Origin of the sequence: Ruegeria sp. HKCCA5491 (genome assembly GCF_013034565.1) — a bacterium.
Taxonomy (GTDB): domain Bacteria; phylum Pseudomonadota; class Alphaproteobacteria; order Rhodobacterales; family Rhodobacteraceae; genus Ruegeria.
In genome coordinates this window covers 154,886-180,098 of record NZ_WQGG01000002.1, presented here as the reverse complement: position 1 = coordinate 180,098, position 25,213 = coordinate 154,886, and the positions used below count along the sequence as shown (strand labels likewise).

The window sequence follows — 25,213 nt, the reverse complement described above, 5'->3', positions numbered from 1 at the left end:
ACCATGGCGACCCAAAAGCTATATGCTGGTGCGAAACTGCGCGAAATGCGCACACGTCTGGCGCTGACTCAAAAGGAATTCGCAACCAAACTGGGTGTTTCGCTGCCATACCTAAACCAAATGGAGAACAACAACCGCCCGATATCGACGACGGTTGTTCTGGCTCTGGCGCAAGAGTTTGGAATGGACGTGACCGAACTCAGCACAGGTGACAGCGAACGGCTTGTCTCGGACATGCGGGAGGCTTTGGCAGACCCTGTGTTCGATGACGCGACCCCTCCGCTGGCAGACCTGCGCCTGACGGCATCAAATGCGCCCGCACTTGCTCGTGCGTTTATTGCGCTACACCGCACGTACCGGCAGACCCACGAAAGACTGGCGTCGCTTGACGAAGCGCTGGGGCGTGAGGACGCCCAGATACAAGCAAGTCCCTGGGAAGAAGTTCGTGACTTCTTTCATTATTGCGACAACTACATCGACGCCGTCGACCGCGCCGCCGAGAGGTTTTCCAGCCGGGCTCCAGACGCCGGCAATATTCGCACGGCAGCCATAGAAAGCCTGAGCGAGCGCGGTATCAGAGTTCAGTTTCCGGATATCGCAGAAACGCGGAAATACGACGCAGACAGTAAAACGCTTTTCCTGTCGTCACGCATTGCGCCCCAGACACAGGTGTTCCAACTGTTGCTGCAGGTCGCCCTGATCGACCAGGACAAGCTGCTCGAAGCGACACTGGATTTTGCAAAATTTCAAAGTGACGAGGCCCGCGCAATCGCGAAAATCGGTCTTGCCAACTACTTCGCGGGCGCCTCCCTGATGCCATACAGCAAATTTCTAGCGGCGGCACAGGAATACAGGCACGATCTGGAATTGCTCAGCAACAGTTTTGGCGCGTCGATTGAACAGGTGGCCCACCGACTTTCCACCCTACAACGCCCCGGAGCCAAGGGGATTCCGTTCTTTTTCGTACGTGTGGATCAGGCCGGAACGATTACCAAACGCCACTCAGCCACCCGACTGCAATTTGCCCGGTTCGGAGGCGCATGTCCGCTGTGGAACGTGCACCGTGCCTTTGAAACGCCCGGCCACTTCCTAAGACAACTTGCCGAAACGCCAGACGGCGTCCAGTATATCTCCCTTGCGCGGGACGTGTCCAAATCGGGGGGATCGTTTGGCGCGCCAGTGCGCCGCTATGCCATAGCGCTTGGATGTGAAGTGCGCCATGCCGAGGCACTGGTTTACGCAGACAATCTGGATATCAACAACGCCAGCGCATACGAACCCATCGGCATATCCTGCCGCATCTGCGAACGTCAAAATTGCCATCAACGCTCTGTTCCACCGCTGGAGCGCCGTCTGTCAATCGACGCGCATTCACGTGGCACGCTGCCCTACGAAGTCACCTGATCTTCACCCGGCAAGAAAATATCCCGGGGGAGTCGCGGCCTGCCGCGACGGGGGCAGAGCCCCCGCCCTTTTGGATCAGGCTTTCGACAAGATCGACCAGATCTCATCCTTCAGGGCTGCGCGTTTCTTGCGCAGCTCGCCTTCGGCCAGTTCTTCCATCGGTTCAACATTGGTTTCCGCGCGGTGAACGCTGCGATTAATCTCGTGATACTCATCTGCCAGCCGCGCGAAATGCGCGTCCGACTGCTTGAGCTGGCTCATCAGGTCAACTTTGTCCGGAAACTCTTCGGCCAGTTCATGCGGGGTGTGGGACATTCCTGTTCGCTCCTTGAATATGTCGTTGCGATTCAGACTATAGATGATTCCCATACCCCGCTTTGACGCGGATCAAATTACCGTTGTGCAGTAGCCCATTGCGGATGAATCCAGGGCCGGTCATTGGCCTTTGGCAAGGGATCTCGGCCCAGAAGATGATCCGAGACTTTCTCACCCACCATAATCGACGGGGCATTCAAGTTGCCGTTGGTGATCTGCGGAAAGAGTGAACTGTCAGCCACACGCAACCCGTCCACCCCAATCACTCGGCCCTGCGGATCTACAACAGCATTCCTGTCGTCCGCCCGCCCCATTCGGCAGGTGCCGCAGGGATGATACGCGCTCTCGGCATGCTCGGCGATAAAGCCGTTTAGCTCTTCATCGCTTTGAACGCCTTCACCCGGCTGAATTTCCTTCCCGGCAAATGGCTTGAAAGCCTCCTGCCCGAATATTTCACGCGTCAGTCGTATACAGGTCCGGAAATCCTCCCAGTCCTGTTCGTGGCTCATGTAGTTAAAGCGGATCACAGGTGCATCCTCGGCCCGCGCTGAACGCAAGGTTACAGACCCGCGCGACGGAGACCGCATCGGCCCCACATGTGCCTGATACCCGTGCCCTTCGGCCGCCGCCTGCCCGTCATAGCGCACCGCGATTGGCAGGAAGTGGTATTGGATATCGGGGTACTCGACCCCTGGCTTTGACCGAATAAAGGCCGCACTTTCGAACTGGTTCGACGCCCCAAGCCCGGTTTTGGTGAACAACCACTGCGCCCCGATCAAACCCTTGCTGATCAGGTTCCAATGCTTATACAACGTGATCGGCTGCAACGACGCTTGCTGGATATACAGTTCCAAATGGTCTTGCAGGTTTGCCCCCACACCGGGGCGATCAGCGACAACCTCGATTCCATGTTCAGCCAATTGTGCCGCAGGGCCAATTCCCGACAGCATCAACAGCTTGGGTGAGTTGATCGACGACGCCGCCAGAACTACCTCGCGCCGCGCACGGATGATCTCTTTCTTGCCGCCTCGGATCAGTTCGACGCCCGTGGCGCGACCATTCTCAATCACGACCCGTGAGGCAAGACCGCGGACAATATCGCAATTCTCGCGCTTGAGGGCGGGCTTCAGATAAGCATTTGCCGCCGACCAGCGCCGCCCCTTCCAGACGGTCTGCTCCATCGGGCCAAAGCCTTCCTGCTTTTCGCCGTTATAGTCGCCCGTGACCTCGTACCCGGCTTGCTGACCCGCATCGACGAACGCATTGAACAGTGGGTTCTCGCGCGGGCCGCGTGACACGTGCAACGGACCATCGGTGCCGCGCCACGCGGTATCGCCACCATGACCTCCGTCGTGCCACGTTTCCATGCGCTTGTAGTAGGGCAGCACATCCGCGTAGGACCAGCCATCCGCGCCCATCTCAGCCCAGGTGTCAAAATCCCGCGCATGGCCACGTACATAGACCATGCCGTTGATTGAGGACGATCCGCCAATCACCTTCCCGCGCGGACAGGCCAGCCGGCGGTTGTTCAGATGCGGCTCGGGCTCGGACTGGTAGCCCCAGTCGTACCGCGCCATGTTCATCGGATAGCTGAGAGCGGCAGGCATCTGGATGAACGGTCCGGCATCGGTGCCGCCATGTTCGATCACCAGAACCGAGGCCCCGGCCTCGCTCAGTCGATATGCCATCGCGCAGCCAGCGGAGCCTGCGCCAACGATGACGAAATCTGCTTCCATTTTCGGGTCTCCATTGCCGCTTCAGCGCCAAGATCTCTGTCGAATACTCTCAGCAAGACTGAAGGGGGTATTTCTAATTCAGTCAGTTATTCTCCTCGGGGAAAGCGTTGGCTTTCCTCGACGATATTCAGGTCCATGTGATTGCGCATGTAACGTTCGGACGCCTTCTGCAGCGGCTGATAATCCCACGGGTAATAGCCGCCCTGACGCAACGCCTCGTAGACGATCCAACGGCGGGCCTGGCTCGCACGAACATCTGCGTCAAAGCGGTCCAGATCCCAGCGAGCCTCGGACTTGGCGCGCAAGGTTTGCAGGGTGCCGGCGTGTTCGGGCTTGCCCGCAAGGTTTTCCAACTCGTGTGGGTCGGCCTCAAGGTCGAAAAGCTGATCGGGGTCCAATGCACAGCGGTTGTATTTCCACTTGCCATAGCGCAGCGAAACCAGCGGGGCATAGGACGCCTCCGCTGCGTATTCCATTGCAACTGGGGCCTTGCGCTCAGATCCCTGCGCCAGCGGAACAAGGTTCTCACCATCGGTCCACGGCGCGATCTCGGCCATATCCACACCAGCCAGCGCACCCAGTGTTGGGGTCACGTCGATGGTTGAAACAGGCGTATCAATTCGGCCCACTGCAAGGTCAGGCGCTGAAATCATCAACGGCACACGGGACGAGCCTTCAAAGAAGGTCATCTTGAACCACAAACCCCGTTCGCCCAGCATATCACCATGGTCCGAGACGAACAGGATGATCGCTTCTTGGCGCGTGGTTTCCAGCACGTCAAGAATCTCGCCGATCTTGTCGTCCAGATAGGAGATGTTTGCGAAGTAAGCCTGCCGTGACTTGCGGATATCATCCTCAGTGATATCGAAGCTGCGCCAGTCGTTTGCGTCGAAAATCCGTTTCGAATGTGCGTCCTGATTGTCATAACCAAGGTCCGGAACCTCGGGCATCAGGTGCTCGCAATCTTCGTACAGGTCCCAGTATTTTCGGCGGGCCACATAGGGATCGTGCGGATGGGTAAAGCTGACGGTCACGCACCAAGGCCGCTCATCCTTGCCTCGCGCCAGATCATACAGTTTGGCTTTCGCGTTGTAGGCAACCTCGTCGTCGTACTCCATCTGGTTCGAGATTTCGGCCACGCCCGCGCCCGTCACCGAGCCCATATTGTGATACCACCAGTCGATCCGCTCACCCGGTTTGCGATAATCCGGCGTCCAGCCGAAATCGGCGGGGTATATATCGGTGGTCAGGCGATCCTCGAACCCGTGTAGCTGATCGGGGCCGACAAAATGCATCTTGCCGGACAGACAGGTGTAGTACCCCGCCCGGCGCAGATGATGCGCATAAGTCGGGATGTCGCTGCGAAATTCAGCCGCGTTATCATAAACACCAGTCCGAGAGGGCAACTGCCCGGACATGAAGCTTGCGCGCCCCGGCGCGCATAGTGGCGATGCCGTATAGGCATTGGCAAACCGGGTCGAACGATCAGCCAGCTTTTTCAGGTTCGGAGCATGAAGCCATTCCGCGGGACCGTCTGGAAAGAGGGTCCCGTTCAACTGATCCACCATCAGGATCAGAATGTTCGGTTGTGTCATTTTTCAGCCTCGAGAAAGGTGTTGAGCACCCGAATGGCGTGATTAACCGCCAGTTGCGGTTCTTCCGGGGCACTAAGCGCGGCGCGGATATAAAGCCCGTCAATCAGCGCGATCATGTTTTCCGCCGCTTCAACCGGATCAGACAGCAGCGGCCGCAGCGCAAATATCAGATTTGACCGGATGCGGGCCTGATAAATCTGCCACAAACGAAGCGCGTCTTCGTTTGTCTGCGCAAGGACATAGAATGTCATCCACGCGGCGATCACGTCAGGCGTGAAACAGGACGGCGCAAAGCAGGATCGGATGATGGCTTGCGCACGTTCATCGGGTGCTGCGGACTTGAGCTCCTCGCGCGCTTCGGCCCCGAAGTCGGATAGGATTTGGCGCATCGCAGCAAGGAATATCTGATCCTTCCCACCGAAATAGTGATGGGCCAGCGCGCTGGACATCCCTGCACGTTTCGCAATTTGGCTTACGGTCACATCAAGGGATTTCTTGGACCCAAGCTCGGCAATCGTCGCCTTGACGATAGCATCACGACGAATTGGCTCCATTCCGAGTTTCGGCATCACGGCCCCCTCACCTGCTACTGGTAAGGAAACGCTATGCGGTTTTTATTGACTCGTCAATCAATAACGATTTTTCGGCCGTTACACGCTTAAAGTTTGGGCGCGATACTGGGCGTGGTCAAGCTGCTGCGGTTCAGAACAGCTTCGCGCCACGCAATGAAACTTACGGCTGCAAGAATCAAAGTTCCCCCTGCAACGACCCAGAAGTCGACGCTCTCGTGGAACACCAATGCGCCAAGAAGTGTGGCCCAGATCAGTTGCAAGAACGTCACCGGCTGAGTGACGGCCACAGGTGCCGCCTGAAGCGCAAGCGTCATGAAATAATGGCCAAGAGTCGCAAAACTGGCGACTAGAAAGAGAACGCCCAGATCATACAGGCTGGGCGGGATCCAGACCGCAGCGGCAAAGGGAACCAGTGCAACCGTTACCCAAATCGACATATGCGCGACAACGACCGAGGGCGGCAGGTCCCGCACCAGCGTTTTGGCCAACAAGTATGACGCCCCCAGCATCAGGGACGTCCCCAACATCGCCAGATGACCGGCCGAGATTTCACGAAAACCCGGGCGCAGAATGATGGCAACCCCGATCATGGCAACAAGGATCGCTGCAATCCGGCGAATGGCCAGCTTCTCGCCCAGAAACAGCGCCGCACCCAGAGTCACATAGACTGGCGTCATGTAATTCATGGCCGTGACCTCGGCCAACGGGATTTGCGTCATGGAAAAAAACCACAGCATGACCGCGACTGCATGGACCAGACCACGCATTCCGAACATCGCAACATGCTTGCGTGTCAGATGTGTGGTAACGATCAGGCGCAGCGCGGGCAGCAAAAAGACCAACCCAAAGGCAAACCGCAAAAAGGCCGCTTGAATAGGGTTCATGGACGACCCCAGCGATTTGACCAGCGCTGTCATAACGACAAACGCCAAACCGGCGGAAAACATCCAGAACATGCCCGCGACAGGGCGATACAAAGCGGCTTGAGTTGTCATGTTAACGATTCAATACCGAATTGCCGCCGGGAACAACCCTTCACATCGCAACAAGCTTTGCCGCAAGCGTCAGCATCACGACCCCGATTACCACGTCCAGCACTTGCCATGCTCTGGGTCGAGCAAAGACAGGCGACAAAAGACTCGCCCCGTATCCGAGGGAAAAGAAGAAAACGAAACTGGCGGACATAGCTCCCAACGCAAAGGCCAATTGATCTTCGTATTGGGCGGAAATCGAGCCGATCAACACAACCGTATCCAGATAGACATGGGGGTTGAGCCACGTAAACGCGAGCACTGTCAGCAAAACGGATTTCAGGCTGGCCGTCTGCCCCTGCCCGATCTCCATAACGGCCCCGCCGCGCCAGGCCGAGCTGAGGCTGCGCAACCCGTACCACGTCAGGAATATCGCACCGCCATAGCGCATGGCCGTTTCAAACCAGGGAAAAATCTGCGCCAGTGTGCCGAAACCCGCGACGCCCGCTGCGATCAGAATTGCGTCTGAAACGGCACATGTCAGACACAAGGAAAACACATGTTCGCGCCGCAGCCCCTGACGCAGGACGAATGCGTTCTGCGCACCAATGGCAAGGATCAGACTAAAGCCAAGCACAAAGCCTGCAATCAGAGATGTGGACATGTAACCTCCTGTGTTTGGACGTTGACTATGCCCATCCTCGCGATCTATCAAATTAAAGATGTTGATGCTGGTTAAGTTATACTAATGATAATCGACCCCCATCACTTGTCTGCATTGTCGGCCATTTTGCGACACGGCAGTTTCGAAGCCGCGGCCGCTGATCTGTCTGTAACGCCGTCGGCGATTTCTCAACGGATCAAGGCCTTGGAAGATCGTGTCGGGGCGGCTTTGATACATCGCGGCACACCTTGTACGGCCACCCCAATGGGGTTGCGGATCGCGCAACACGCCGAGGATATCGGATTGCTCGAGGCGAAACTGGCACGAGAGCTTACCCTCGATCGCAAATCAGGTCCGGCGCGGGTGCGTATCGCAGTTCCGGCAGATTGTCTGGCAACCTGGTTTATTGATGCGATGGCCCAGGTCGACGACCTGCTGTTCGATTTGGTCATTGACGATCAGGATTACTCAGCCGAGTGGTTGCGGCGCGGCGAAGTCAGCGCCGCGGTAACCGTCGGCGGACAAACAATTGCCGGATGTGACGCGATTGCCTTGGGCGCGCTGAGGTATCTTCCCACGGCCAGTCCGGAATACCTGCGGACATGGTTCCCAAACGGTGTAAACGAAGCCAGTTTAACCCGCGCGCCCTGCCTGACTTTCAATCGAAAGGACAGCTTGCAAAAGGAATGGATCGCCCTGCAGACGGGCCGCCGTCTTTCTCCGCCTTCGCACTTCCTGCCCTCTTCGCAGGGGTTCGTGGATGCGGCAATTGCAGGATTGGGATGGGGGATGAACCCGGTGGGTCTGGTGGAAACAGCCCTATCGGACGGACGGCTGGGATTGCTGGTTGAAGATGCGCCGCTGGATATCCCGATGACGTGGCAGGTCGGGCGTATTCTGGCCCCCGCGCTCAGGCCGTTAACCGCCGCTGTCCTGAAATGCGCCCAGCGCGCCCTTCGGCCTGACGCATAACTCGCTGATCAAGACTAAACTGGAACTTTGGAACGCGGAACAACTACGCGATAACATGCGATGGCAGCAAAAAGGCTTATAATAACGATGAACAGGATCGCCCAGGCCACTTCGTGCATATGGGCAATCCCTGCAAGTGCGGCAGACAGAATAACCCCGGAAATTCGGCAGATACTCTTGATAGCGGCGGCACCTTTTACCCGCTGATCTTTGGGCGCGACGTCAAGAAAGTAAAGCTTCCGCGCACTGCTGATCCCCGTAACTGCGACTGTCACAATAAACAACGCAACCGCGTGCAGGTGGACGTCATGATCGACACCCAAGTAGTGAACGGACAAAAGGGCAGCTCCGGTCACGGCGACCATCAGGTTTCCCGTAACCATGACCGCACGATGCGATTTCATGTTCACCAATTGCCACAACGGAGCCGAGACCAGATAGCCTGACGCCGATGAAATTATCATCGCGGTCAGACCCTTGGCCGAGGTGTGGTGTGCTTCGGCTGCGATCAGGGCGAAGAACGGCACAGATAGGGACACCACGACAATCGGCAGGCGCATGATCATATAGCGACGGAACCACGCCTCGTTAAACATGGCTGCGATATCCGTGAAATTCTCGGTGAACTTCCGTTTTTTCGCGGCAGAGGCTTGGTCGCTGATCGGTGGCCGCGAAGTTCCTTCGGACATCGCCAAAATGGACAGACCAGACAACACAAAGAAAGTCACCGACACCGCAATAATCGCGGAATGGCGCGAAAATGGTGGGTTTTCCTTTGTAATTTCGTGAACCAATAGCGCCAGCCCGATGGCACCCAACCCACCAACGCCAAGCTGCAGATAATGCATGATCATCCGCGACTTTGATTGAACGTGATCGCCCAGAAGGTCCGTGTACATCAGCGATTGGATTTCTTCGATCAGACCGATCAGAAAGAACGCGGACACAAAGGCAATCGCGATAAGGGGAACCTTTCCGGTCGCGGCGATGACAAGTGCCACAACGAGGCATGCGCCTATTGCGATTTCCGTAATTGCGATACCGCGCTTCTTGCGCTCGCGGGCTGAAATCGGCTGGGCAAGGAACACATCGGAAATCATGCTGCCGACCATGCGCACCGATACCAGCGCACCCGCGACGAACATCGGCAGTTCCAGCGAAACGGCAAGAAAAGGCAAAACGATGGACGGGCTGCCAAGTGTCCAGGCGACCTGAGACAGAATGCTCTGCCCGGTCAGAACGGGGATGTTCCGTTTTGCAGTATTAGAAGGGCTGTTCGTCATTCACTCGATCATGTGACACCCCTTTTTCGGCCTGAATTAAGGCTAGGGGTCGATTGCGTTTCATGGCAGCTTACCGAGTTTAACAGCACCGGCCAAGCATCCAGAAAACGCAAACAAAAAACCCGGCCAATGGCCGGGTTCTTGCAGAGTAATTCAGGTTCGGATCAAAGTTGAGCCATAACCTCGTCCGATGCCTCGAAATTGGTTGTGACGCGCTGGACGTCATCGTCGTCTTCCAACGCATCGACCAGCTTCATCAGCTTCTGCATGTCGTCCAAACCCAACTCGGTGGTCGTAGTCGGTCTCCAAACCAGCTTAGTCGACTCGGTCTCGCCCAGTGCCGCTTCCAATGCGTTCGACACATCATTCAGATCGGTATCGGCGCACCAGATGATGTGGCCCTCGTCCGAGCTTTCGACGTCTTCGGCACCTGCCTCAATCGCCGCTTCAAACACGGTATCTGCATCGCCCACGGTCGCGGGGTAAACAACTTCGCCCTTGCGTTCGAACATGAACCCGACCGAGCCGGTCTCGCCAAGATTTCCGCCATTTTTCGAAAAGGTCGAGCGCACGGTCGACGCAGTCCGGTTACGGTTGTCGGTCATTGTTTCGACAATTACAGCCACACCGTTCGGGCCATAGCCCTCATACCGGATTTCCTCGTATTCGTCGCCTTCACCTGCGACCGACTTCTTGATTGCGCGGTCGATCACGTCCTTGGGAACCGAGTTTGACTTGGCCTCTTTCACCGCCAGACGCAGGCGCGGGTTCTTGTCGGGATCGGGATCGCCCATCTTGGCGGCGACGGTGATCTCTTTCGACAGCTTGGAAAACAGTTTGGACCGCGCGGCGTCCTGACGTCCCTTGCGGTGCTGGATATTGGCCCATTTGGAGTGGCCTGCCATGGTGCGTCCTCGTGATAGTGATTGCGTATTCGGCGCTCATATAGACGTTTGCGGGCCTCGGGATCAAGAGAGCGGCTTGTCCGGTGGCCACTTGCGGGTATGATGTCGGCATGACGACAGATCAGATTATTCTTTTTACCCTTTTTGCAACTGTATTTGGAATGCTGCTGTGGGGGCGTTACCGGTATGATCTCGTGGCGTTTTCCGCCCTGTTGATCGGGGTCGTGCTTGGGGTCGTACCAGTGGACGATGCCTTTGCCGGGTTCGGTCATCCGGCCACGATTATCGTGGCGCTGGTTCTTGTCGTTTCCGCCGGGCTGGTACGGTCGGGTGCCGTTTTCGTGATCACACGCACATTGGTCGATGCGTCGCGCGGCCTGGGTGCTCATATCGCTCTGATGGGCGGAATCGGGGCTGTTCTGTCAGCGTTCATGAATAACGTGGCAGCGCTGGCGCTTTTGATGCCTGTCGACATTCAGACCGCGCGAAAAGCGGGGCGGTCCGTCGGGCTGACTCTGATGCCGCTTAGCTTTGCGACCATTCTGGGCGGTATGGCCACGCTGATCGGCACACCCCCCAATATCATCATTGCCTCGATCCGCGCGGAAACACTGGGTGAGCCGTTCCATATGTTCGATTTTGCCCCGGTTGGCGGTCTGGCAGCTATTGCGGGCCTGGCTTTTGTCTCGTTGATTGGCTGGCGGCTGATCCCCAATCGTGGACCGCAAGAAGAAAGCTCCGAGGCACTGGCCGAGTATATTGCCGAACTGACGATCCCACCGGATTCGGCCCATATCGGCAAAAGGGTCAGCGAACTGTACGAGGTCGCCGAAAAATCGGACGTCGCCATCATCGGCCTGATCCGGGATGGCAAACGGCGGTACGGCCGTTCGGCACATGCAACCCTGCACGAGGGCGACGCGCTTGTACTGGAGGCCCGCCCCGAAGCACTGGACGAATTCCGCGCGGCGCTGAATCTGAATTTCTCGGACACGCGTCGACAGGAATTGCTGACGGCCGAAGGTGATGGGCTGGAAGTGATCGAAGTCGTCGCCACCGAGAGCGCGCGCATTACTGGACGTACCGCGCAAGGTTTGGGCTTGGCTTGGCGCCAAAGCACGGTTCTTATGGGTATCTCGCGCCAGGGTCGCAGGATCACCCAGCAAGTTCGGAAAACTGAAGTCGAGGCCGGTGATATCCTTTTGCTGCTCTGCCCACGCGACCGGAGTGCGGATGTCACCGAATGGCTTGGATGCCTGCCTTTGGCTGAACGCGGGTTGAATGTCACCGCCAATGACAAGGCTTGGCTGGCGATTGGCCTGTTTGCCGCTGCCGTTATTGCGGCCAGCGTTGGGCTGATCTACCTGCCGATTGCGCTGGGGCTGGTGGTCGTTGCCTACGTGCTGACCAAGATCATGCCCATTGCAGATCTCTACAACCATATCGAATGGCCCGTGGTCGTTCTGCTGGGGTCGATGATCCCGTTGGGCAGCGCGCTTGAAACCTCTGGCGGTACGGAACTGATTGCAAACGGGCTGATCCAACTCACCAATGGAATGCCCGCCTGGGCTATTTTGACGGTGCTGATGGTCGTCACGATGACGCTGTCCGATGTGCTGAACAACACGGCAACGGCGATCGTTGCCGCCCCGGTGGGCATCCAGATGGCCCGCACGCTTGAGGTTTCGCCTGACCCGTTTCTAATGACCGTCGCCGTCGCAGCCTCGGCCGCGTTCCTCACGCCGATCGGACATAAGAACAACACGCTGGTGCTGGGCCCCGGCGGGTATCGCTTTGGCGACTACTGGCGCATGGGGCTGCCGCTGGAAATTCTGATCATTGCGGTTTCGATCCCCGCAATCCTTGTGTTCTGGCCGCTGTGACGGGTAAAGGCTGCGTATGAAACGATTTCTGATCCTGCAACTGCGCCCTGAAACCGATGCATCGGACGCTGAGTATGCCTCGATCCTGGACAAGACCGGGCTGACACCCGACCAGACGCATCGTTTCCGGCTGGACCGCGAAGACCTGCCCGAAGGTTTGAACGTGACGGATTATGCAGGCGTGATTGTCGGCGGAGGTCCCGGTTGTGTCAGCGACGACCCGGCGACAAAATCTGCGGTCGATGCGCGGGTTGAGGCGGCGATCATGGGGCTGATGCCGCAGATCACCGCGCAGGACCATCCCTTCATGGGGTGCTGTTACGGTTTGGGGATTCTGGCGGCCCATCTGGGCGGAGAAGTTAGTAAAGATCGCTTCGGCGAACCCGTCGGCCCATCTACTTGCCGCCTGACGGAAGACGGAATGCAGGACCCGCTGACCTCGGGGCTAGAGCCACGCTTTGACGCCTTTGTTGGCCACAAGGAAGCGGTTCAGGCCTTGCCCGAGGGTTGCGTGCACCTGTTGGCCTCGGACCCCTGCCCGTTTCAGATGATCCGTTGGGGCCAGAACGTATATGCCACTCAGTTCCATCCCGAAGCCGACGCGCGCGATTTTGAAGAACGGATCAACATCTACAAGCATCACGGCTATTTCCCGCCCGAAGATGCCCAGCGCCTGATCGACATCTGCCATGCGGCGGACGTCACCCAGCCGCGCAAAATCCTTCGGCGGTTTGCACAACGGTATGGATGACCCTACGGCGCTGTTGCCTGATCGCGCGCCCCTCGCATAGGCTGCCCGGAACGGCTTTGGGAGGAGTTGTTCTTGGATCTCATAATAAATGTCGGCCTGCCCTTGTCGCTGGCCATCATCATGCTGTCATTGGGCATCGGGCTGGAAGTCGCCGATTTTCGCCGTGTCCTAAGCAGGGGCTACCCGTTCGCGATCGGCGCCATATCGCAGATTATCCTGCTGCCCGTTGCAGCCTTTGCGACCGTAAAGCTGTTTGCCTTGCCGCCGGAAATCGCGGTCGGCTTCATGCTTCTCAGCTTTTGCCCCGGCGGGGTCACAAGCAATATCCTGTCCAAACTGGCCAAGGGTGATGTCGCGCTTTCCGTCAGCCTGACGGCGGTCATCAGCCTGCTGTCCATGCTGACCGTTCCCATTCTGGCCGCTTGGTCCATTGCTCATTTCATGGGAGAGGACGCGCCCGAAGTCTCGATCACAGGGTTGGCCATCGCCCTATTCCTGATCACCACATTGCCTGTCGCCATCGGCGTCAGCATCCGACATTTCGCAACCGGGTTCGCCAATCGGGTCGACGCGCCGTTATCAAAGCTTGCCACGATCCTGTTTGTCCTGATCGTTATTGCTGCGCTTGCAGGTAACTGGCAGTTGTTCGTGGACAATCTCAGCATTATGGGCGCAGGCTTGATCACGCTTAATATCGCCTTGCTGCTGATTGGCCTTGGTTTAGCGCGCGCCGCAAATCTGTCGTGGGATGAGAGTAAGACGGTCTCAATCGAAACCGGCATTCAGAACTCGACCTTGGGAATAACACTGGCCGCCTTGATTACAGGCACGGAAAGCGGGTTCAGTCCGCTTGCACTTCCGTCCGCCGTTTACGGGATCACGATGTACGCGGTCGCACTTCCCCTGATCCTTTGGTTCCGCCGCCGCTGAGAGGAGTTTTCATGTCCAACAATACTGCTGACGCCATTGTCGTCGGGGCTGGTCTGGCTGGTCTGGTCGCCGCAGCCGAACTAGGGGATCGCGGCAAGAAAGTGATCATACTGGATCAGGAACCGCAGCACTTTCTTGGCGGGCAAGCGTTCTGGAGCCTTGGCGGACTGTTCATGGTCGACACGCCCGAACAGCGCCGGATGGGAATTCGCGACAGTCACGAACTGGCCATGAGAGATTGGCTGGGCAGCGCCCAATTCGACCGGGACGACGACGCCTGGCCGCGTAAATGGGCGGAAGCCTATGTCGAGTTCGCCGCCGGGGAAATGCGCCCCTGGCTGCATGATATGGGTCTGCGGTGGTTCCCAATCGTCGGCTGGGCAGAACGCGGCGGGTCCTATGCGGACGGTCACGGAAACTCGGTTCCCCGGTTTCACATCACATGGGGTACCGGTCCGGGGGTTCTGGAACACTTCATCCGCCGTGTGCAAGAGCATGTCGCCACCGGACTGGTCGAAATCAAGTTCCGCCATCAGGTCAGCCACATCATCATGCAAAACGGCTGCGCCAAAGGAGTCTCTGGCGAGGTGTTGGCCGATGACCCCGCCCAGCATGGGGCCAAAACCAACCGCGACGAAGTCGGAGAATTCGAGATTTACGCACCATCTGTCATCGTTAGTTCCGGCGGGATCGGTGGTAATTTCGAGATGGTCCGCAAGAACTGGCCCCGCGACCGGCTTGGGGAACCCCCAAAGGATATGGTTGCGGGCGTGCCCTTTCACGTTGATGGCCGAATGATCGCGATCAGTGAAAAGGCTGGTGGGCACGTGATCAATGGCGACCGGATGTGGCATTATACGGAAGGTGTGCGAAACTGGAATCCGATCTGGCCCTCGCACGGAATTCGTATCTTGCCCGGCCCAAGTTCGATGTGGTTTGATGCGCGTGGAAATCGGATGAAACCACCCTGCCTGCCGGGGTTTGACACGCTGGGCACACTGAAGGAAATCTTGAAAACCGGGTATGAATACAGCTGGTTCGTCCTGACCCAGAAGGTGATCAAAAAAGAATTCGCGCTTTCGGGGTCCGAGCAGAACCCAGACATGACCGATGGTGGTTGGCGCGAAGTTCTGTTGCAGCGCATTTTAACCGGCTCGAAGGCAACAGCCCCGGTTGAGGCGTTCAAGGAACACGGTGAGGATTTCATAGTCGCCAAGACGTTGACCGAGCTGGTGAGCGGCATGAATCAGATGGGCAGTGGTCTGATCGACGAAGCCCACCTTCGCGCCCAGATCGAAGCGCGGGACTCACAGATCGACAATCCGTTCACCAAAGATGCGCAGATGGCGGCGATTCTGGCGGCGCGCAATTATCGCGGGGATCGTTTGATCCGAACCGCCAAACCGCACAAGTTTCTTGATCCGGCCAATGGGCCACTGATCGCGGTTAAGCTGCACGTTCTGACCCGTAAAACTCTGGGCGGTCTGCAAACAAATCTCGACAGTCAGATGGTCGGAGCCGACGGTCAGGTCGTCCCCGGCCTGTTTGCCGCCGGAGAGGTCGCCGGGTTCGGTGGTGGCGGCTACCACGGGTACAACGCGCTCGAGGGCACGTTCCTTGGGGGCTGCATTTTCTCTGGCCGCAATGCCGGGCGGTCTCGGGCCGTCGCGTGACGGCCCCAGCTATCAACTCGCCCGTGCGAACTGGATGACGGCCTGCCCTGCGCTGTCTAGCAGCACAAGCGTGTCGCCTTTGAACGCATAAGCCGCCACGCCGGACAGGGCTTTGAAGAACTCGCGCTCGATCTCATCCAGCGGCGGCGGGCAAGCCATCAGGGTCGCGGCCATGTTGTCCGGAAAGTCAATCTGACTTCCGGTAATCTCGGCCTCGCCTGCGAACCGGTTGCAGCCGCCGCTGCCTGAAAACGCCCCACCTTCGGCAAAGGCAAGTTCTGGGCGCTTTTCTGTCTCAAGCGGTTTTCCGTTCAGCCCGGTCGCCATCCACTTTGTGTTTTCCAACGTGGCGACCCCCTGTGGTTGGGTTTGGACCAGAACCAGATCGACAGTGTTTCCTTCCCCGTTCGTCAGAACCGGATACGCCGTGTCCGTCGTGAACAGCAGCTTGTCACCTTGAAAGATCGACCCACGCACCACATACCGCATCCTGTCTCGGATCAGCGCATCGTCGTAGCTAAGCTCGAATTGGGCGGGCACTCCGGTCAATGCATAGCGCTTGGAAGACAGCGTCACCGACGGCGCATCGGCGCGCGAAACATCCTGCAACTGCACCAACAGGGTTGCATCAGGCGGCACTGCGATACGTTCGCGATAGGTGGCCGTGCCTTCAATCGTTCCGGCACTCGCAGCGCCCCCCAGAACGGCGGTCAGCGCGACAGCAGCCAGGGCAGAAGATCCGGATTTGAGCATATGTTTGCTCCTTCCTGCAAAATTATTTCCAGAAACATTGTAATAGAGGTCGATTTTACAAGGACTTCGCCGGAAAACCAGCGGTAATACGCCGATCTTACAAAGGCCAGATCAGAGGGATTAGAAGCGACGCCAGCAAGCCCACGGTCAGGTTCAGTGGGATACCCACCTTCATGAAGTCGACGAACCTGTACCCGCCCGGACCATAAACCATCATGTTGGTTTGATACCCAATCGGAGTAGCGAATGACGCCGAGGCCGCAACCATTACCGCAACGACAAGTGGGCGCGGGTCAATACCAACGGCCTGCGCCAACCCAATGGCGATGGGCGTCACAACGACAGCGACCGCATTGTTGGACACCAGTTCGGTCAGCACTGAGGTCAGCAGGTACACGGCCCAAATGATCAGGAAAGGCGGCAGCGCGCTAAGTCCCGGCGCGACAGCTTCGACGATCAGCGAGACTGCGCCCGATTTGTCCAGCGCGGCACCAATGGCGAGCATGGAAAAGATCAGCGCCAACAGGCGGCCTTCGACAAAGGAAAAAGCCTCGTCCGCGTCGATACACCGTGTCAGCAGAACCACGGCAACGGCCAGAACCGACAACAGCAGAATTGGCGCAATGCCCAGTGCGGCCAGCACGACGATGCCTGCAAGTGCGCCGATCGCAATGGGCGCTTGGCTACGGCGGAACGCGCGGGCCGAGGGCTGCGTGACATCAACCATCTCCATATCTGCCGCAAGACGCTGAATATCCTCGGGCGAACCTTCCAGCAGCAGAGTATCACCTACACGCACCACAAGTTCATCCAGTTGCCGCCCGATATTCTGGTTCCGGCGGTGTACCGCCAGCACATAGACGCCATAGCGCCGCCGCAAGCGCATTGCGCCCAGCGTACGCCCAACCATGCGGCAACCCGGAGTGATCAGTACCTCGACCGTTTTGGTCTCAACCGCTGAAACCTGATCCACACGCTTCAGTTCCTTGTTGCGCTGCAGGCTTAACAACTCGGTCATCTGGGTACGCAAAACCACGCGATCACCAAGCTGTAGCTGAACGCCTTTAAGGTTCCGACGTAGCGATTCGTCACCCCGGATGACGTCGATCAGGCGCACGCCGGGGCGTTTGAAAAGCTGAACACCGGTGACTTCGCGGCCGATCAGGTTGCTTTCCGGGGGGATAACCGCCTCGGTAAAGAACTTCATCTTGGACCTGTCGCTTAACAGCGACGCCATGCTGTCGCGCTCAGGCAGTAAACGTGGCGCGATGAATCGGAGATACACCATACCATAGATCACCAGCGCGATCCCCAGCGGCGTAACCTCGAAAATCGTGAACGGAGTCATGCCCTGCGACCGGGCGACACCGTCCACCAAAAGGTTGGTCGACGTGCCGATAAGGGTCAGCGTTCCGCCCAGAATGGCCGCATAGCTGAGTGGGATCAGCAGTTTTGAGGCCGGGACGTTAAGCGTCCGCGCAATCTGCACAAATACCGGGATCATCACGACAACGACCGGTGTGTTCGACACAACCGCCGACGCCAGAACCACGAAGGCCATCAGTAATCCGATAGCGATACGCGGGTTCACCTGCGCCTGTTTCTGGGCAGTCGAGGTGAACGCATCCAACGCTCCGGTCCGTACCAGCGCGCCCATGATGATGAACATCGCGGCAATGGTCCAAGGCGCGGGGTTTGACAGGACAGCCAAGGCACTTTGGTATGGAAGAATGCCTGTCACCAGCATCACGGCCACGCCGCCAATGGCGACGACCTCGGTCGGATAGACCTCTCGCAGGAACATGACGAACATGCCTGCGACGACCAACAGCGCCAGTATCGCGCTTCCTGTTTCTGTCAGTTGGAGGAATTGCATTCTTGGTATTCTGTCCGAACCCTGGCTTGGCATACGCGCCCGGCACGCAGTTTCCCGCATTGCGCGGGCCAGAGCAAGCCTTACTGCGGCCCCGCCTGCTGTAACCGCCCGCCAACGCGTACCATTTGAACAGATTTTGCCTGCCCGTTCTGATCGTCGGTCTCGACGAACACCCCGCTGAGGGTTGCCTCACCATTGGCCGGAGTAAATCTGGCCTTAGGCATTCCGGTGATAAAACGGCGCATGGGTTCTACCTTGTCCATGCCGATCACCGAGTCATAATCCCCGCACATACCCGCATCGGTCAAATAGGCTGTGCCGCCCGGAAGGATCTGCGCGTCCGCCGTTGGCACATGCGTATGCGTGCCCACCACAAGGCTGGCACGTTTGTCGCAATAATGGCCCATCGCCATTTTTTCCGAGGTCGCCTCACAATGCATGTCGACGATGATCGCCTGAGCTTGCCCACCACGTGGATGTGACTTCAGGATTGGTTCAACAGCCGAAAACGGGTCATCAAAGGGCCGCTTCATGAACACCTGCCCCAGCACCTGCACCACAAGCACCTTGCGTCCCCCCGGCGCGGTATACAGACGATGCCCTCGCCCCGGCGCGCCTTTGGCAAAGTTCACGGGGCGCACAATGCGCGGCTCATTTTCGATGAACTGCAGCATGTCTTTCTGGTCGAACGCGTGATCGCCCAACGTCAGGCAATCCGCGCCCGCATCCAGCAGCAGTTTGGCGTGATCCCCGCTCAGCCCCATCCCGTTCGAGGCGTTCTCACCATTGACCACAACAAAATCGAGCCGCCATTCGTCGCGCAAACGCGGCAAGTGCTGCTGAACGGCCGAGCGTCCCGCCCGGCCCATGACGTCACCCAAAAACAGAATCCTCATTTAAACCGTCCTAAGTGTGGCATCCATCAAGCACAAGTGGTTAAACTGACACCATAAACCGCAAATTCCTATTCCAAAGGAGCTCTTGATGAACCGATTCCTTTTGTTGGCTGCAATTCTGACTCCGCTTGCCGCCTGTGACCCAGTGCCTGAGCAATCAGCAGAACTGGCGAATCCCGCAGCGACATTCTGCGTTGAAAGCGGTGGAACATACGAAATCCGTGACGGTGCCGACGGGCAGACCGGAATCTGCAAACTGGCAGACGGTCAGGAAGTCGATGCCTGGGATTATTTCCGCGAGAACCACTCGGGATAATATTCCATTCACGACGGAAAGGTCAGTACACGACTTTCTGTAACGACCATGTCCAACGGTTGATCGGTTGACTCAAGAGGCAGCCGATCGGCCTGTTGCGCATCGAACGCAAAACCAATGGCAAGTGTTGGCCGCTTTGCCCGCAGCCCTTCCAGCGTGCGGTCATAAAAGCCGCCGCCATACCCCAGTCGTCCCCCTTGGGCGTCAAACGCGACCAGTGGGACGATCAGGATTTCCGGCTCGAAATAGTCATCGACCTCGGGAACTTTGGCCCCGAATGGCCCGTCCTTCAACGTGCCCTCAGGTATCCAGCGAGAGAACTTCAAGGGCTGTCCTGCGGCCTGTATGACAGGCACACCAACCGGGCCATAAGCCGATGCCTCGGCCATTGCCGGAAGTGGGTCAATTTCGGTTCGGATCGGCATATAGCCAGACAGAGGAACACCCCGGTGCCCCGCCAGAACTTCGGACAGGCGCCCGGCCGCACCGGGTAAGCGCGCATCAAACGCGGCCTTTCGACGGGCGAACGCCTCTTTCCGTGCTGCGGCCTTAATTTCGGTCAGATCGGTCACAATAGCACCACGCTGGCAAGTCCAAGGAACAGGAAGAACCCCATGACATCCGTCGTGGTTGTCACAAAGGTGCCGGACGCAAGCGCCGGGTCAGCGCCCAGACGGTCCAGCACCACCGGTACTACCGTACCAACGAAACCAGCGATGATCATGTTCACGACCAAGGCGGCCCCGATCACGACACCCAATAGCGGCGAATCGAACCACAACATCCCGACCGTTCCCAGCACGATGGCGAAGCACAGGCCGTTCAACATACCCACCAGCAACTCACGACGGATCACCCGCAGCACGTTCGACGGCGTCAGGTCGCGCGTTGCCAGTGCGCGCACGGCAACCGTCAACGACTGTGTCCCGGCATTGCCGCCCATCGACGCCACAATCGGCATCAGGATCGCCAGCGCCACCAATTGATCAATCGCCGCCTCGAATTGCGAGATAACCAGCGAAGCACAGATCGCTGTGCACAGGTTCACGGCCAGCCACGGCAGACGCCGCTTACTGGTTGCCGCCACCGAGTCGGACAGCGAGCTTTCGTCGCTCACCCCCGCCAGACGCAGGATGTCTTCCTCATGCTCTTCGTCCAGAACCACCATGGCGTCGTCGATTGTGATGACCCCGACCAGCCGACCGTCAGCATCGACAACCGGGGCCGAGATCAGGTGGTACTGGTTGAAGGCATAGGCCACGTCTTCCTCATCCTGGTCGACGGGAATTGTGTGAAATTCCTCTTCGGTGATGTCCTGCAACGGCACGTCGCGCCGCGCCGCCATAAGCTTACCCAACATGACCTGAGCCGAGGGCTTCAGGCGGGGATCAACCAGCACGACGTGATAGAACTGCTCGGGCAGACCATCATTGGCTCGCATGAAATCGATGGCTTGTCCCACTGTCCAATGCTCAGGCGCCATGACGACTTCGCGCTGCATAAGACGACCGGCTGAATTTTCGGGGTAGGACAGGGCCTGTTCCGCCGCGATCCGCTCGGAATCCTCCAGCGCGTCCAGAATGGCTTCTTGCTGCGGTTCTTCAAGGTCCTCGAGCAGGTCAACGACATCGTCGCTTTCCATGTCGCGGACGGCATCGGCCAGAACGTCCGGCTTGAGGATGCCGATGATCTCCTCACGAACGGCCTCATCGAGTTCCGACAAGATATCGCCGTCGAATTCCTTGTCATAAAGCCGGATCAGCCGGGCGCGATCATATGGGTTGATCTGCTCAAGAAGGTCCGCAATATCAGCCGGGTGCAACGGCTCCATCAACTCGATCAACTTGTCGCGGTCATCCACATCCACCGCGTAAAGGATCGAAGCCACGGTTTTGCGATCCAGCGCATAGACGTCTTCGTCGCTGTGCGTATCTATTACGGGTTCATCAAAGCCTGTGGTCATATCTGCCCCCGTTCCGTTCGGTCATTGCCCCCTAATTAGAAGAAGCAGCTACCAGAAAACAATGACAATGCGCCGATTTACCGGCAAGTTTCCCGCCCTTATGCTGTTTCGCAGTCCCATACAGGCGGAGATGAATGAAAATGGCGCAAAAAACGCTGCTGAAAGGGCGTGTTCTGAGCTTTACAGGTTCCCCCTTCGAAGGAGAGCCGACCGAGGCCGTCAAGATCAGCGAGGCCGTTCTGATCGAAGACGGCCGGATTTCGGCGGTGGCGGATGCTGACAGCCTGCGTTCCGCACATCCCGAGGCCGCCGTGGTTGACCACGGCAATCATGTCATCATGGCTGGGTTCGTGGATGCGCATGTGCACTATCCCCAGACCGCGATGATCGCCAGTTGGGGCAAACGCCTGATCGACTGGCTGAACACCTATACTTTCCCCGAGGAGATGAAGTTCGGCGATCCGGCTTATGCCTCGGAGATTGCGAACCGCTATCTCGATCTGACGGCGGCCCATGGAACGACGACGATGTGCAGCTTTTGCACCATCCACCCCGAAAGCGTCGACGCCTTTTTCACAACCGCACAGCAGCGCAATCAGCGCGTGGTCGCGGGCAAAACCTGCATGGATCGCAATGCACCCGAGGGGCTGCGGGACACGGCCCAGACGGCCTATGATCAGTCCCAAGCGTTGCTGGAGAACTGGCATGGAGTCGACCGCCTGTCTTATGCGATCACGCCCCGCTTCTCTCCTACATCCACGCCCGAACAACTTGAGGCGATGGGTGCGCTGTGGGCCGAGCACCCGCATTGCCTGATGCAAACCCATCTTAGCGAGCAGACTGACGAAATCGCATGGGTTCGCGAGCTGTTCCCCGAGGCGCGGGATTATCTGGATACATATGAGAAATTCGGCCTGCTGGGATCGTACAGCGTCTACGGCCACGTCATCCATCTGGAGGCGCGCGAACGCGATCGCCTGCGCGAAGTGGATGCGGCCCTGATCCACTGCCCGACGTCCAACACGTTCATCGGCTCAGGCTTGTTCGACATGACCGGCCTGATGCAGGACGGCCACCGCGTCGGCTTGGCAACGGATACAGGCGGCGGGTCAAGCTTTTCGATGCTGCACACCATGGCTTCGGCCTACGAGATTGGCCAACTGCGCGGCGCGCCTTTGCACGCGGCGCAACTGCTGTGGCTGGGCACCGTCGGTTCCGCCCGCTCGCTGCGGCTGGATGACAGCATCGGCAACGTCGCACCGGGGATGGAGGCGGACTTGGTCGTACTTGACCTTGCCTCAACCCCCGCGATTGCCCAGCGTGAAGCCTGCGCCGAGGATCTATGGGAAGCCATTTTCCCAACCATCATGATGGGCGACGACCGTGCCATTGCCGAGGTTTGGATCGGCGGGCGGGCCGTATCGCGCTGAAGGGAATAGGCCTACGGCCCATGCCTCCGGCGGGGATATTTTGAGCCAGATGAAGAGCGGACCCTGACCTAGCCTGCCAAAGCGCGGGCGAGGCGGTTTTGGGTTTCGATAGTTCTGGGCAGGTCGAGCGTTGTGATCTGCCCGTCACGCACGATCTGGCGGCCTTCTACAAACAGGTGCTTGACCTTCATCGGCCCCGCCAGCAGCAAGGCTGCCGGGTCCCAACTGCCGGCGCTTTCGATGCCGCGCGTATCCCAGATGGCAATATCGGCGCGTTTGCCGGGCGCTAACCGTCCGCAATCGGGGCGGTTCAGCACATCTGCGCCGCCTCGGGTGGCGATTTCCAGCGCCTCGCGCGAAGACATAGCATCGGCCCCGTTTGCGACCCGCTGCAGCAGCATGACCTGCCGTGCCTCAAGGACCAAACTTCCATTATCATTGCTGGCGGACCCATCCGCGCCGAGCCCGACGGGTACACCGCGATCTCGCATGGCGCGCACTGGTGCGATGCCGGACCCAAGGCGGCAATTCGAACAGGGGCAATGAGCCACCCCGGTTTGTGTACGTGCGAATAGGTCGATCTCAGCCCCGTCCAGCTTAACGCAGTGGGCGTGCCAGACATCTGATCCGGTCCAGCCCAGTTCTTCGGCATATTGCCCCGGTCGGCAGCCAAACTGCGCCTGCGAATAAGCGATATCCTCGTCGTTCTCAGCCAAATGTGTATGAAGCATTACACCCTTGTCGCGGGCCAGAACCGCGGAGTCCCGCATAAGGTCGCGGCTGACCGAGAAAGGTGAACAGGGTGCTAGCCCCACCCGGCACATGGCTCCGTCAGAAGGGTCGTGGAATGTATCAACCACGCGGATCATGTCCTCGAGAATGGCGGGTTCGGCCTCGACCAGAGAATCCGGCGGAAGGCCACCTTCGCTTTCACCTATGCTCATCGCGCCGCGTGTGGGATGAAACCGCATACCGACCTCAGCCGCCGCAGCAATGGTGTCGTCCAGCTTGGCGCCGTTCGGATACAGGTACAGGTGATCTGAGCTCAGGGTGCATCCCGACAGGGCAAGCTCTGCCAGTCCAATCTGTGCTGAGACAAACATCTCTTCCGGTCCGAACTGGGACCAGATTGGATAGAGCGTTTTCAACCAGCCGAACAACAGCGCATCCTGCCCCCCCTGAACAGCGCGCGTCAGGGTTTGATACAGGTGGTGATGCGTGTTCACCAGTCCGGGGGTCACAACGCAACCCGAAGCATCGTGGATATCGCCGCCCGTCTGCAACGCATGCCCGACCTGGGCAATCTGGCCGTCACGGATCAGGATATCCGCGCCCGAAAGCTCTTGGCGCGTGTCATCCATTGTCAGGATTGTGTCGGCATTTTTGATAAGGATTTCGGTCATTTCGCCCTCCTTGCACAAGCCCGTTTCATGCATGGAGTGCGAAGGCTGGCGGAAAACGGGCATAAGAACCAGCCGGGCAGAACCTACCCGACCGGCTCCGCCACGGCAACAGGTTTCAATAATTGCGCAGGATTTCCAAAGCTGCGGCATGGACATCCGCATTTGCCGCAGCCAGTGCGCGCCCACCATTATGGGCAGCGCCGCCTTGCCAGTCGGTGACAATACCGCCTGCGGCCTGGATCACCGCAATTGGGGCTTGGATGTCATAGGAGTTCAGACCCGACTCGATCACCAGGTCAACCTGACCAGCGGCCAGCAAGGCATAAGCGTAGCAATCCATGCCGTACCGGGTCAGGCGCACGTGTTGTGCGACGGCCTCGAACCCTGCACGATCCTGCAAAGATCCGACTTCGGGGAACGTCGTGAACAGAATCGCTTCATCTAAAGTGCGCGTCGACCGCGTGCTGAGCTGCATCGTCCCAGTCGGCCCGACCGCCTGAGCGATATCTGCGGAACCCAAAAACCTTTCACCGATATAGGGCTGGTCAATGACGCCCATTATCGGGCCGTCCTGACCGCTCAACGCGATCAGAACACCCCAGGTCGGCGTGCCACTGATGAACCCCCGCGTACCGTCGATCGGGTCAAGAACCCACGTGCGACCTGTGCTGCCTTGGACCTGTCCGAATTCCTCGCCGAAAATGCCGTCATCGGGCCGGTGACGGGCAAGAACTTCGCGCATGGCTTTTTCAGCCTCTCGGTCGGCAATGGTGACGGGATCGAACCCACCAGACAGTTTATTGGATGTTTCCAGGTTGGATTGCCTGAAATAAGGAAGAATGGCCTCGCGTGCTGCATCGGCCATTTCTTCAGCGACTTCCAAGTCATTCAGCGAAGTTTTTTGCATGCGCTACCCGTGCGG

The 25,213-nt window shown here is 58.4% G+C and carries 23 protein-coding genes; 8 read left to right on the top strand and 15 right to left on the bottom strand.

The annotated features are described in order from the left end of the window. Nucleotides 1-3: 3 nt before the first annotated feature. The gene (locus GOV88_RS04620) at nucleotides 4-1,404 is read left to right on the top strand and encodes a short-chain fatty acyl-CoA regulator family protein (protein ID WP_171239675.1); all 1,401 of its coding nucleotides are present in this window, start codon (nucleotides 4-6) and stop codon (nucleotides 1,402-1,404) included. A 75-nt stretch (nucleotides 1,405-1,479) separates the two neighbouring features. Here GOV88_RS04620 and GOV88_RS04615 read toward each other — a convergent pair whose 3' ends face one another. The 6 genes from GOV88_RS04615 to GOV88_RS04590 form a co-directional block, all read right to left on the bottom strand. After that, entirely contained in the window at nucleotides 1,480-1,719 is a 240-nt protein-coding gene (locus GOV88_RS04615) for a YdcH family protein (protein ID WP_171120501.1), read from the bottom strand. 77 nt (nucleotides 1,720-1,796) lie between these two features. Then, nucleotides 1,797-3,455, bottom strand: a complete 1,659-nt coding sequence (gene betA, locus GOV88_RS04610; protein WP_171239674.1) for a choline dehydrogenase — start codon at nucleotides 3,453-3,455, stop codon at nucleotides 1,797-1,799. 86 nt (nucleotides 3,456-3,541) lie between these two features. Next, complete coding sequence (gene betC, locus GOV88_RS04605; protein ID WP_171239673.1) at nucleotides 3,542-5,050, bottom strand: choline-sulfatase; 1,509 nt, start codon at nucleotides 5,048-5,050, stop codon at nucleotides 3,542-3,544. Then, nucleotides 5,047-5,619 carry a transcriptional regulator BetI gene (gene betI / locus GOV88_RS04600; protein WP_171120494.1) on the bottom strand — a complete coding sequence of 191 codons (573 nt, stop codon included), beginning with the start codon at nucleotides 5,617-5,619 and terminating at the stop codon, nucleotides 5,047-5,049. Before betI ends, betC begins: the two co-directional genes overlap by 4 nt. An 89-nt stretch (nucleotides 5,620-5,708) precedes the next feature. After that, a complete protein-coding gene (locus tag GOV88_RS04595; RefSeq protein WP_171239672.1) occupies nucleotides 5,709-6,617 on the bottom strand; it encodes a DMT family transporter in 909 nt (302 codons plus the stop codon). Between the two features lie 40 nt (nucleotides 6,618-6,657). Next, the gene (locus tag GOV88_RS04590) at nucleotides 6,658-7,257 is read right to left on the bottom strand and encodes a LysE/ArgO family amino acid transporter (RefSeq protein ID WP_171239671.1); all 600 of its coding nucleotides are present in this window, start codon (nucleotides 7,255-7,257) and stop codon (nucleotides 6,658-6,660) included. A gap of 84 nt (nucleotides 7,258-7,341) precedes the next feature. On the opposite strand from GOV88_RS04590, the gene GOV88_RS04585 reads away from it, so the two are divergent. Further along, a complete protein-coding gene (locus tag GOV88_RS04585; RefSeq protein WP_171239670.1) occupies nucleotides 7,342-8,229 on the top strand; it encodes a LysR family transcriptional regulator ArgP in 888 nt (295 codons plus the stop codon). Nucleotides 8,230-8,243: 14 nt separating this feature from the next. On the opposite strand, the gene GOV88_RS04580 is transcribed toward GOV88_RS04585, so the two are convergent. Together GOV88_RS04580 and GOV88_RS04575 are read right to left on the bottom strand one after the other, a co-directional pair. Next, nucleotides 8,244-9,512 (bottom strand): MFS transporter, encoded by a 1,269-nt coding sequence (locus GOV88_RS04580; RefSeq protein ID WP_171239669.1) that lies wholly within the window; start codon nucleotides 9,510-9,512, stop codon nucleotides 8,244-8,246. 164 nt (nucleotides 9,513-9,676) lie between these two features. Next, entirely contained in the window at nucleotides 9,677-10,417 is a 741-nt protein-coding gene (locus GOV88_RS04575) for a YebC/PmpR family DNA-binding transcriptional regulator (RefSeq protein WP_171239668.1), read from the bottom strand. Nucleotides 10,418-10,527: 110 nt separating this feature from the next. Here GOV88_RS04575 and GOV88_RS04570 point away from each other — a divergent pair, with 110 nt between their 5' ends. From GOV88_RS04570 to GOV88_RS04555, 4 genes are all read left to right on the top strand, one after another. Continuing rightward, a complete protein-coding gene (locus GOV88_RS04570) occupies nucleotides 10,528-12,300 on the top strand; it encodes an SLC13 family permease (protein WP_171239667.1) in 1,773 nt (590 codons plus the stop codon). Between the two features lie 16 nt (nucleotides 12,301-12,316). Beyond that, nucleotides 12,317-13,051, top strand: a complete 735-nt coding sequence (locus GOV88_RS04565; protein ID WP_171120481.1) for a glutamine amidotransferase — start codon at nucleotides 12,317-12,319, stop codon at nucleotides 13,049-13,051. Between the two features lie 72 nt (nucleotides 13,052-13,123). Beyond that, nucleotides 13,124-13,981 carry a bile acid:sodium symporter family protein gene (locus tag GOV88_RS04560; RefSeq protein ID WP_171239666.1) on the top strand — a complete coding sequence of 286 codons (858 nt, stop codon included), beginning with the start codon at nucleotides 13,124-13,126 and terminating at the stop codon, nucleotides 13,979-13,981. An 11-nt stretch (nucleotides 13,982-13,992) separates the two neighbouring features. After that, complete coding sequence (locus GOV88_RS04555) at nucleotides 13,993-15,654, top strand: FAD-binding dehydrogenase (protein ID WP_171239665.1); 1,662 nt, start codon at nucleotides 13,993-13,995, stop codon at nucleotides 15,652-15,654. A 12-nt stretch (nucleotides 15,655-15,666) separates the two neighbouring features. On the opposite strand, the gene GOV88_RS04550 is transcribed toward GOV88_RS04555, so the two are convergent. The 3 genes from GOV88_RS04550 to GOV88_RS04540 form a co-directional block, all read right to left on the bottom strand. After that, nucleotides 15,667-16,407, bottom strand: coding sequence for a YbaY family lipoprotein (locus GOV88_RS04550; RefSeq protein WP_171239664.1), 741 nt, complete (start codon nucleotides 16,405-16,407; stop codon nucleotides 15,667-15,669). A gap of 97 nt (nucleotides 16,408-16,504) precedes the next feature. Then, nucleotides 16,505-18,283 carry an SLC13 family permease gene (locus tag GOV88_RS04545; RefSeq protein ID WP_171239663.1) on the bottom strand — a complete coding sequence of 593 codons (1,779 nt, stop codon included), beginning with the start codon at nucleotides 18,281-18,283 and terminating at the stop codon, nucleotides 16,505-16,507. A gap of 80 nt (nucleotides 18,284-18,363) precedes the next feature. After that, nucleotides 18,364-19,179 carry a TIGR00282 family metallophosphoesterase gene (locus tag GOV88_RS04540; RefSeq protein WP_171239662.1) on the bottom strand — a complete coding sequence of 272 codons (816 nt, stop codon included), beginning with the start codon at nucleotides 19,177-19,179 and terminating at the stop codon, nucleotides 18,364-18,366. Between the two features lie 88 nt (nucleotides 19,180-19,267). Here GOV88_RS04540 and GOV88_RS04535 point away from each other — a divergent pair, with 88 nt between their 5' ends. Next, nucleotides 19,268-19,495 carry a DUF333 domain-containing protein gene (locus tag GOV88_RS04535; protein ID WP_171120467.1) on the top strand — a complete coding sequence of 76 codons (228 nt, stop codon included), beginning with the start codon at nucleotides 19,268-19,270 and terminating at the stop codon, nucleotides 19,493-19,495. 8 nt (nucleotides 19,496-19,503) lie between these two features. Here GOV88_RS04535 and GOV88_RS04530 read toward each other — a convergent pair whose 3' ends face one another. Both GOV88_RS04530 and mgtE read right to left on the bottom strand, forming a co-directional pair. After that, a complete protein-coding gene (locus GOV88_RS04530) occupies nucleotides 19,504-20,067 on the bottom strand; it encodes a 5-formyltetrahydrofolate cyclo-ligase (RefSeq protein ID WP_171239661.1) in 564 nt (187 codons plus the stop codon). Beyond that, nucleotides 20,064-21,458 (bottom strand): magnesium transporter, encoded by a 1,395-nt coding sequence (gene mgtE / locus GOV88_RS04525; protein ID WP_171120463.1) that lies wholly within the window; start codon nucleotides 21,456-21,458, stop codon nucleotides 20,064-20,066. The genes GOV88_RS04530 and mgtE overlap by 4 nt, the downstream gene beginning before the upstream one ends. A gap of 140 nt (nucleotides 21,459-21,598) precedes the next feature. Between mgtE and guaD the strand changes: the two genes are divergently transcribed. After that, nucleotides 21,599-22,888: a guanine deaminase gene (gene guaD, locus GOV88_RS04520; protein ID WP_171239789.1), complete on the top strand. Its 1,290-nt coding sequence runs from the start codon at nucleotides 21,599-21,601 to the stop codon at nucleotides 22,886-22,888. Nucleotides 22,889-22,956: 68 nt separating this feature from the next. Here the strand turns inward: guaD and GOV88_RS04515 are convergent, their stop codons facing one another. Both GOV88_RS04515 and hisN read right to left on the bottom strand, forming a co-directional pair. Further along, nucleotides 22,957-24,291, bottom strand: coding sequence for an 8-oxoguanine deaminase (locus GOV88_RS04515; protein WP_171239660.1), 1,335 nt, complete (start codon nucleotides 24,289-24,291; stop codon nucleotides 22,957-22,959). A gap of 115 nt (nucleotides 24,292-24,406) precedes the next feature. Next, a complete protein-coding gene (hisN, locus tag GOV88_RS04510; protein ID WP_171239659.1) occupies nucleotides 24,407-25,198 on the bottom strand; it encodes a histidinol-phosphatase in 792 nt (263 codons plus the stop codon). Nucleotides 25,199-25,213: the final 15 nt, after the last annotated feature.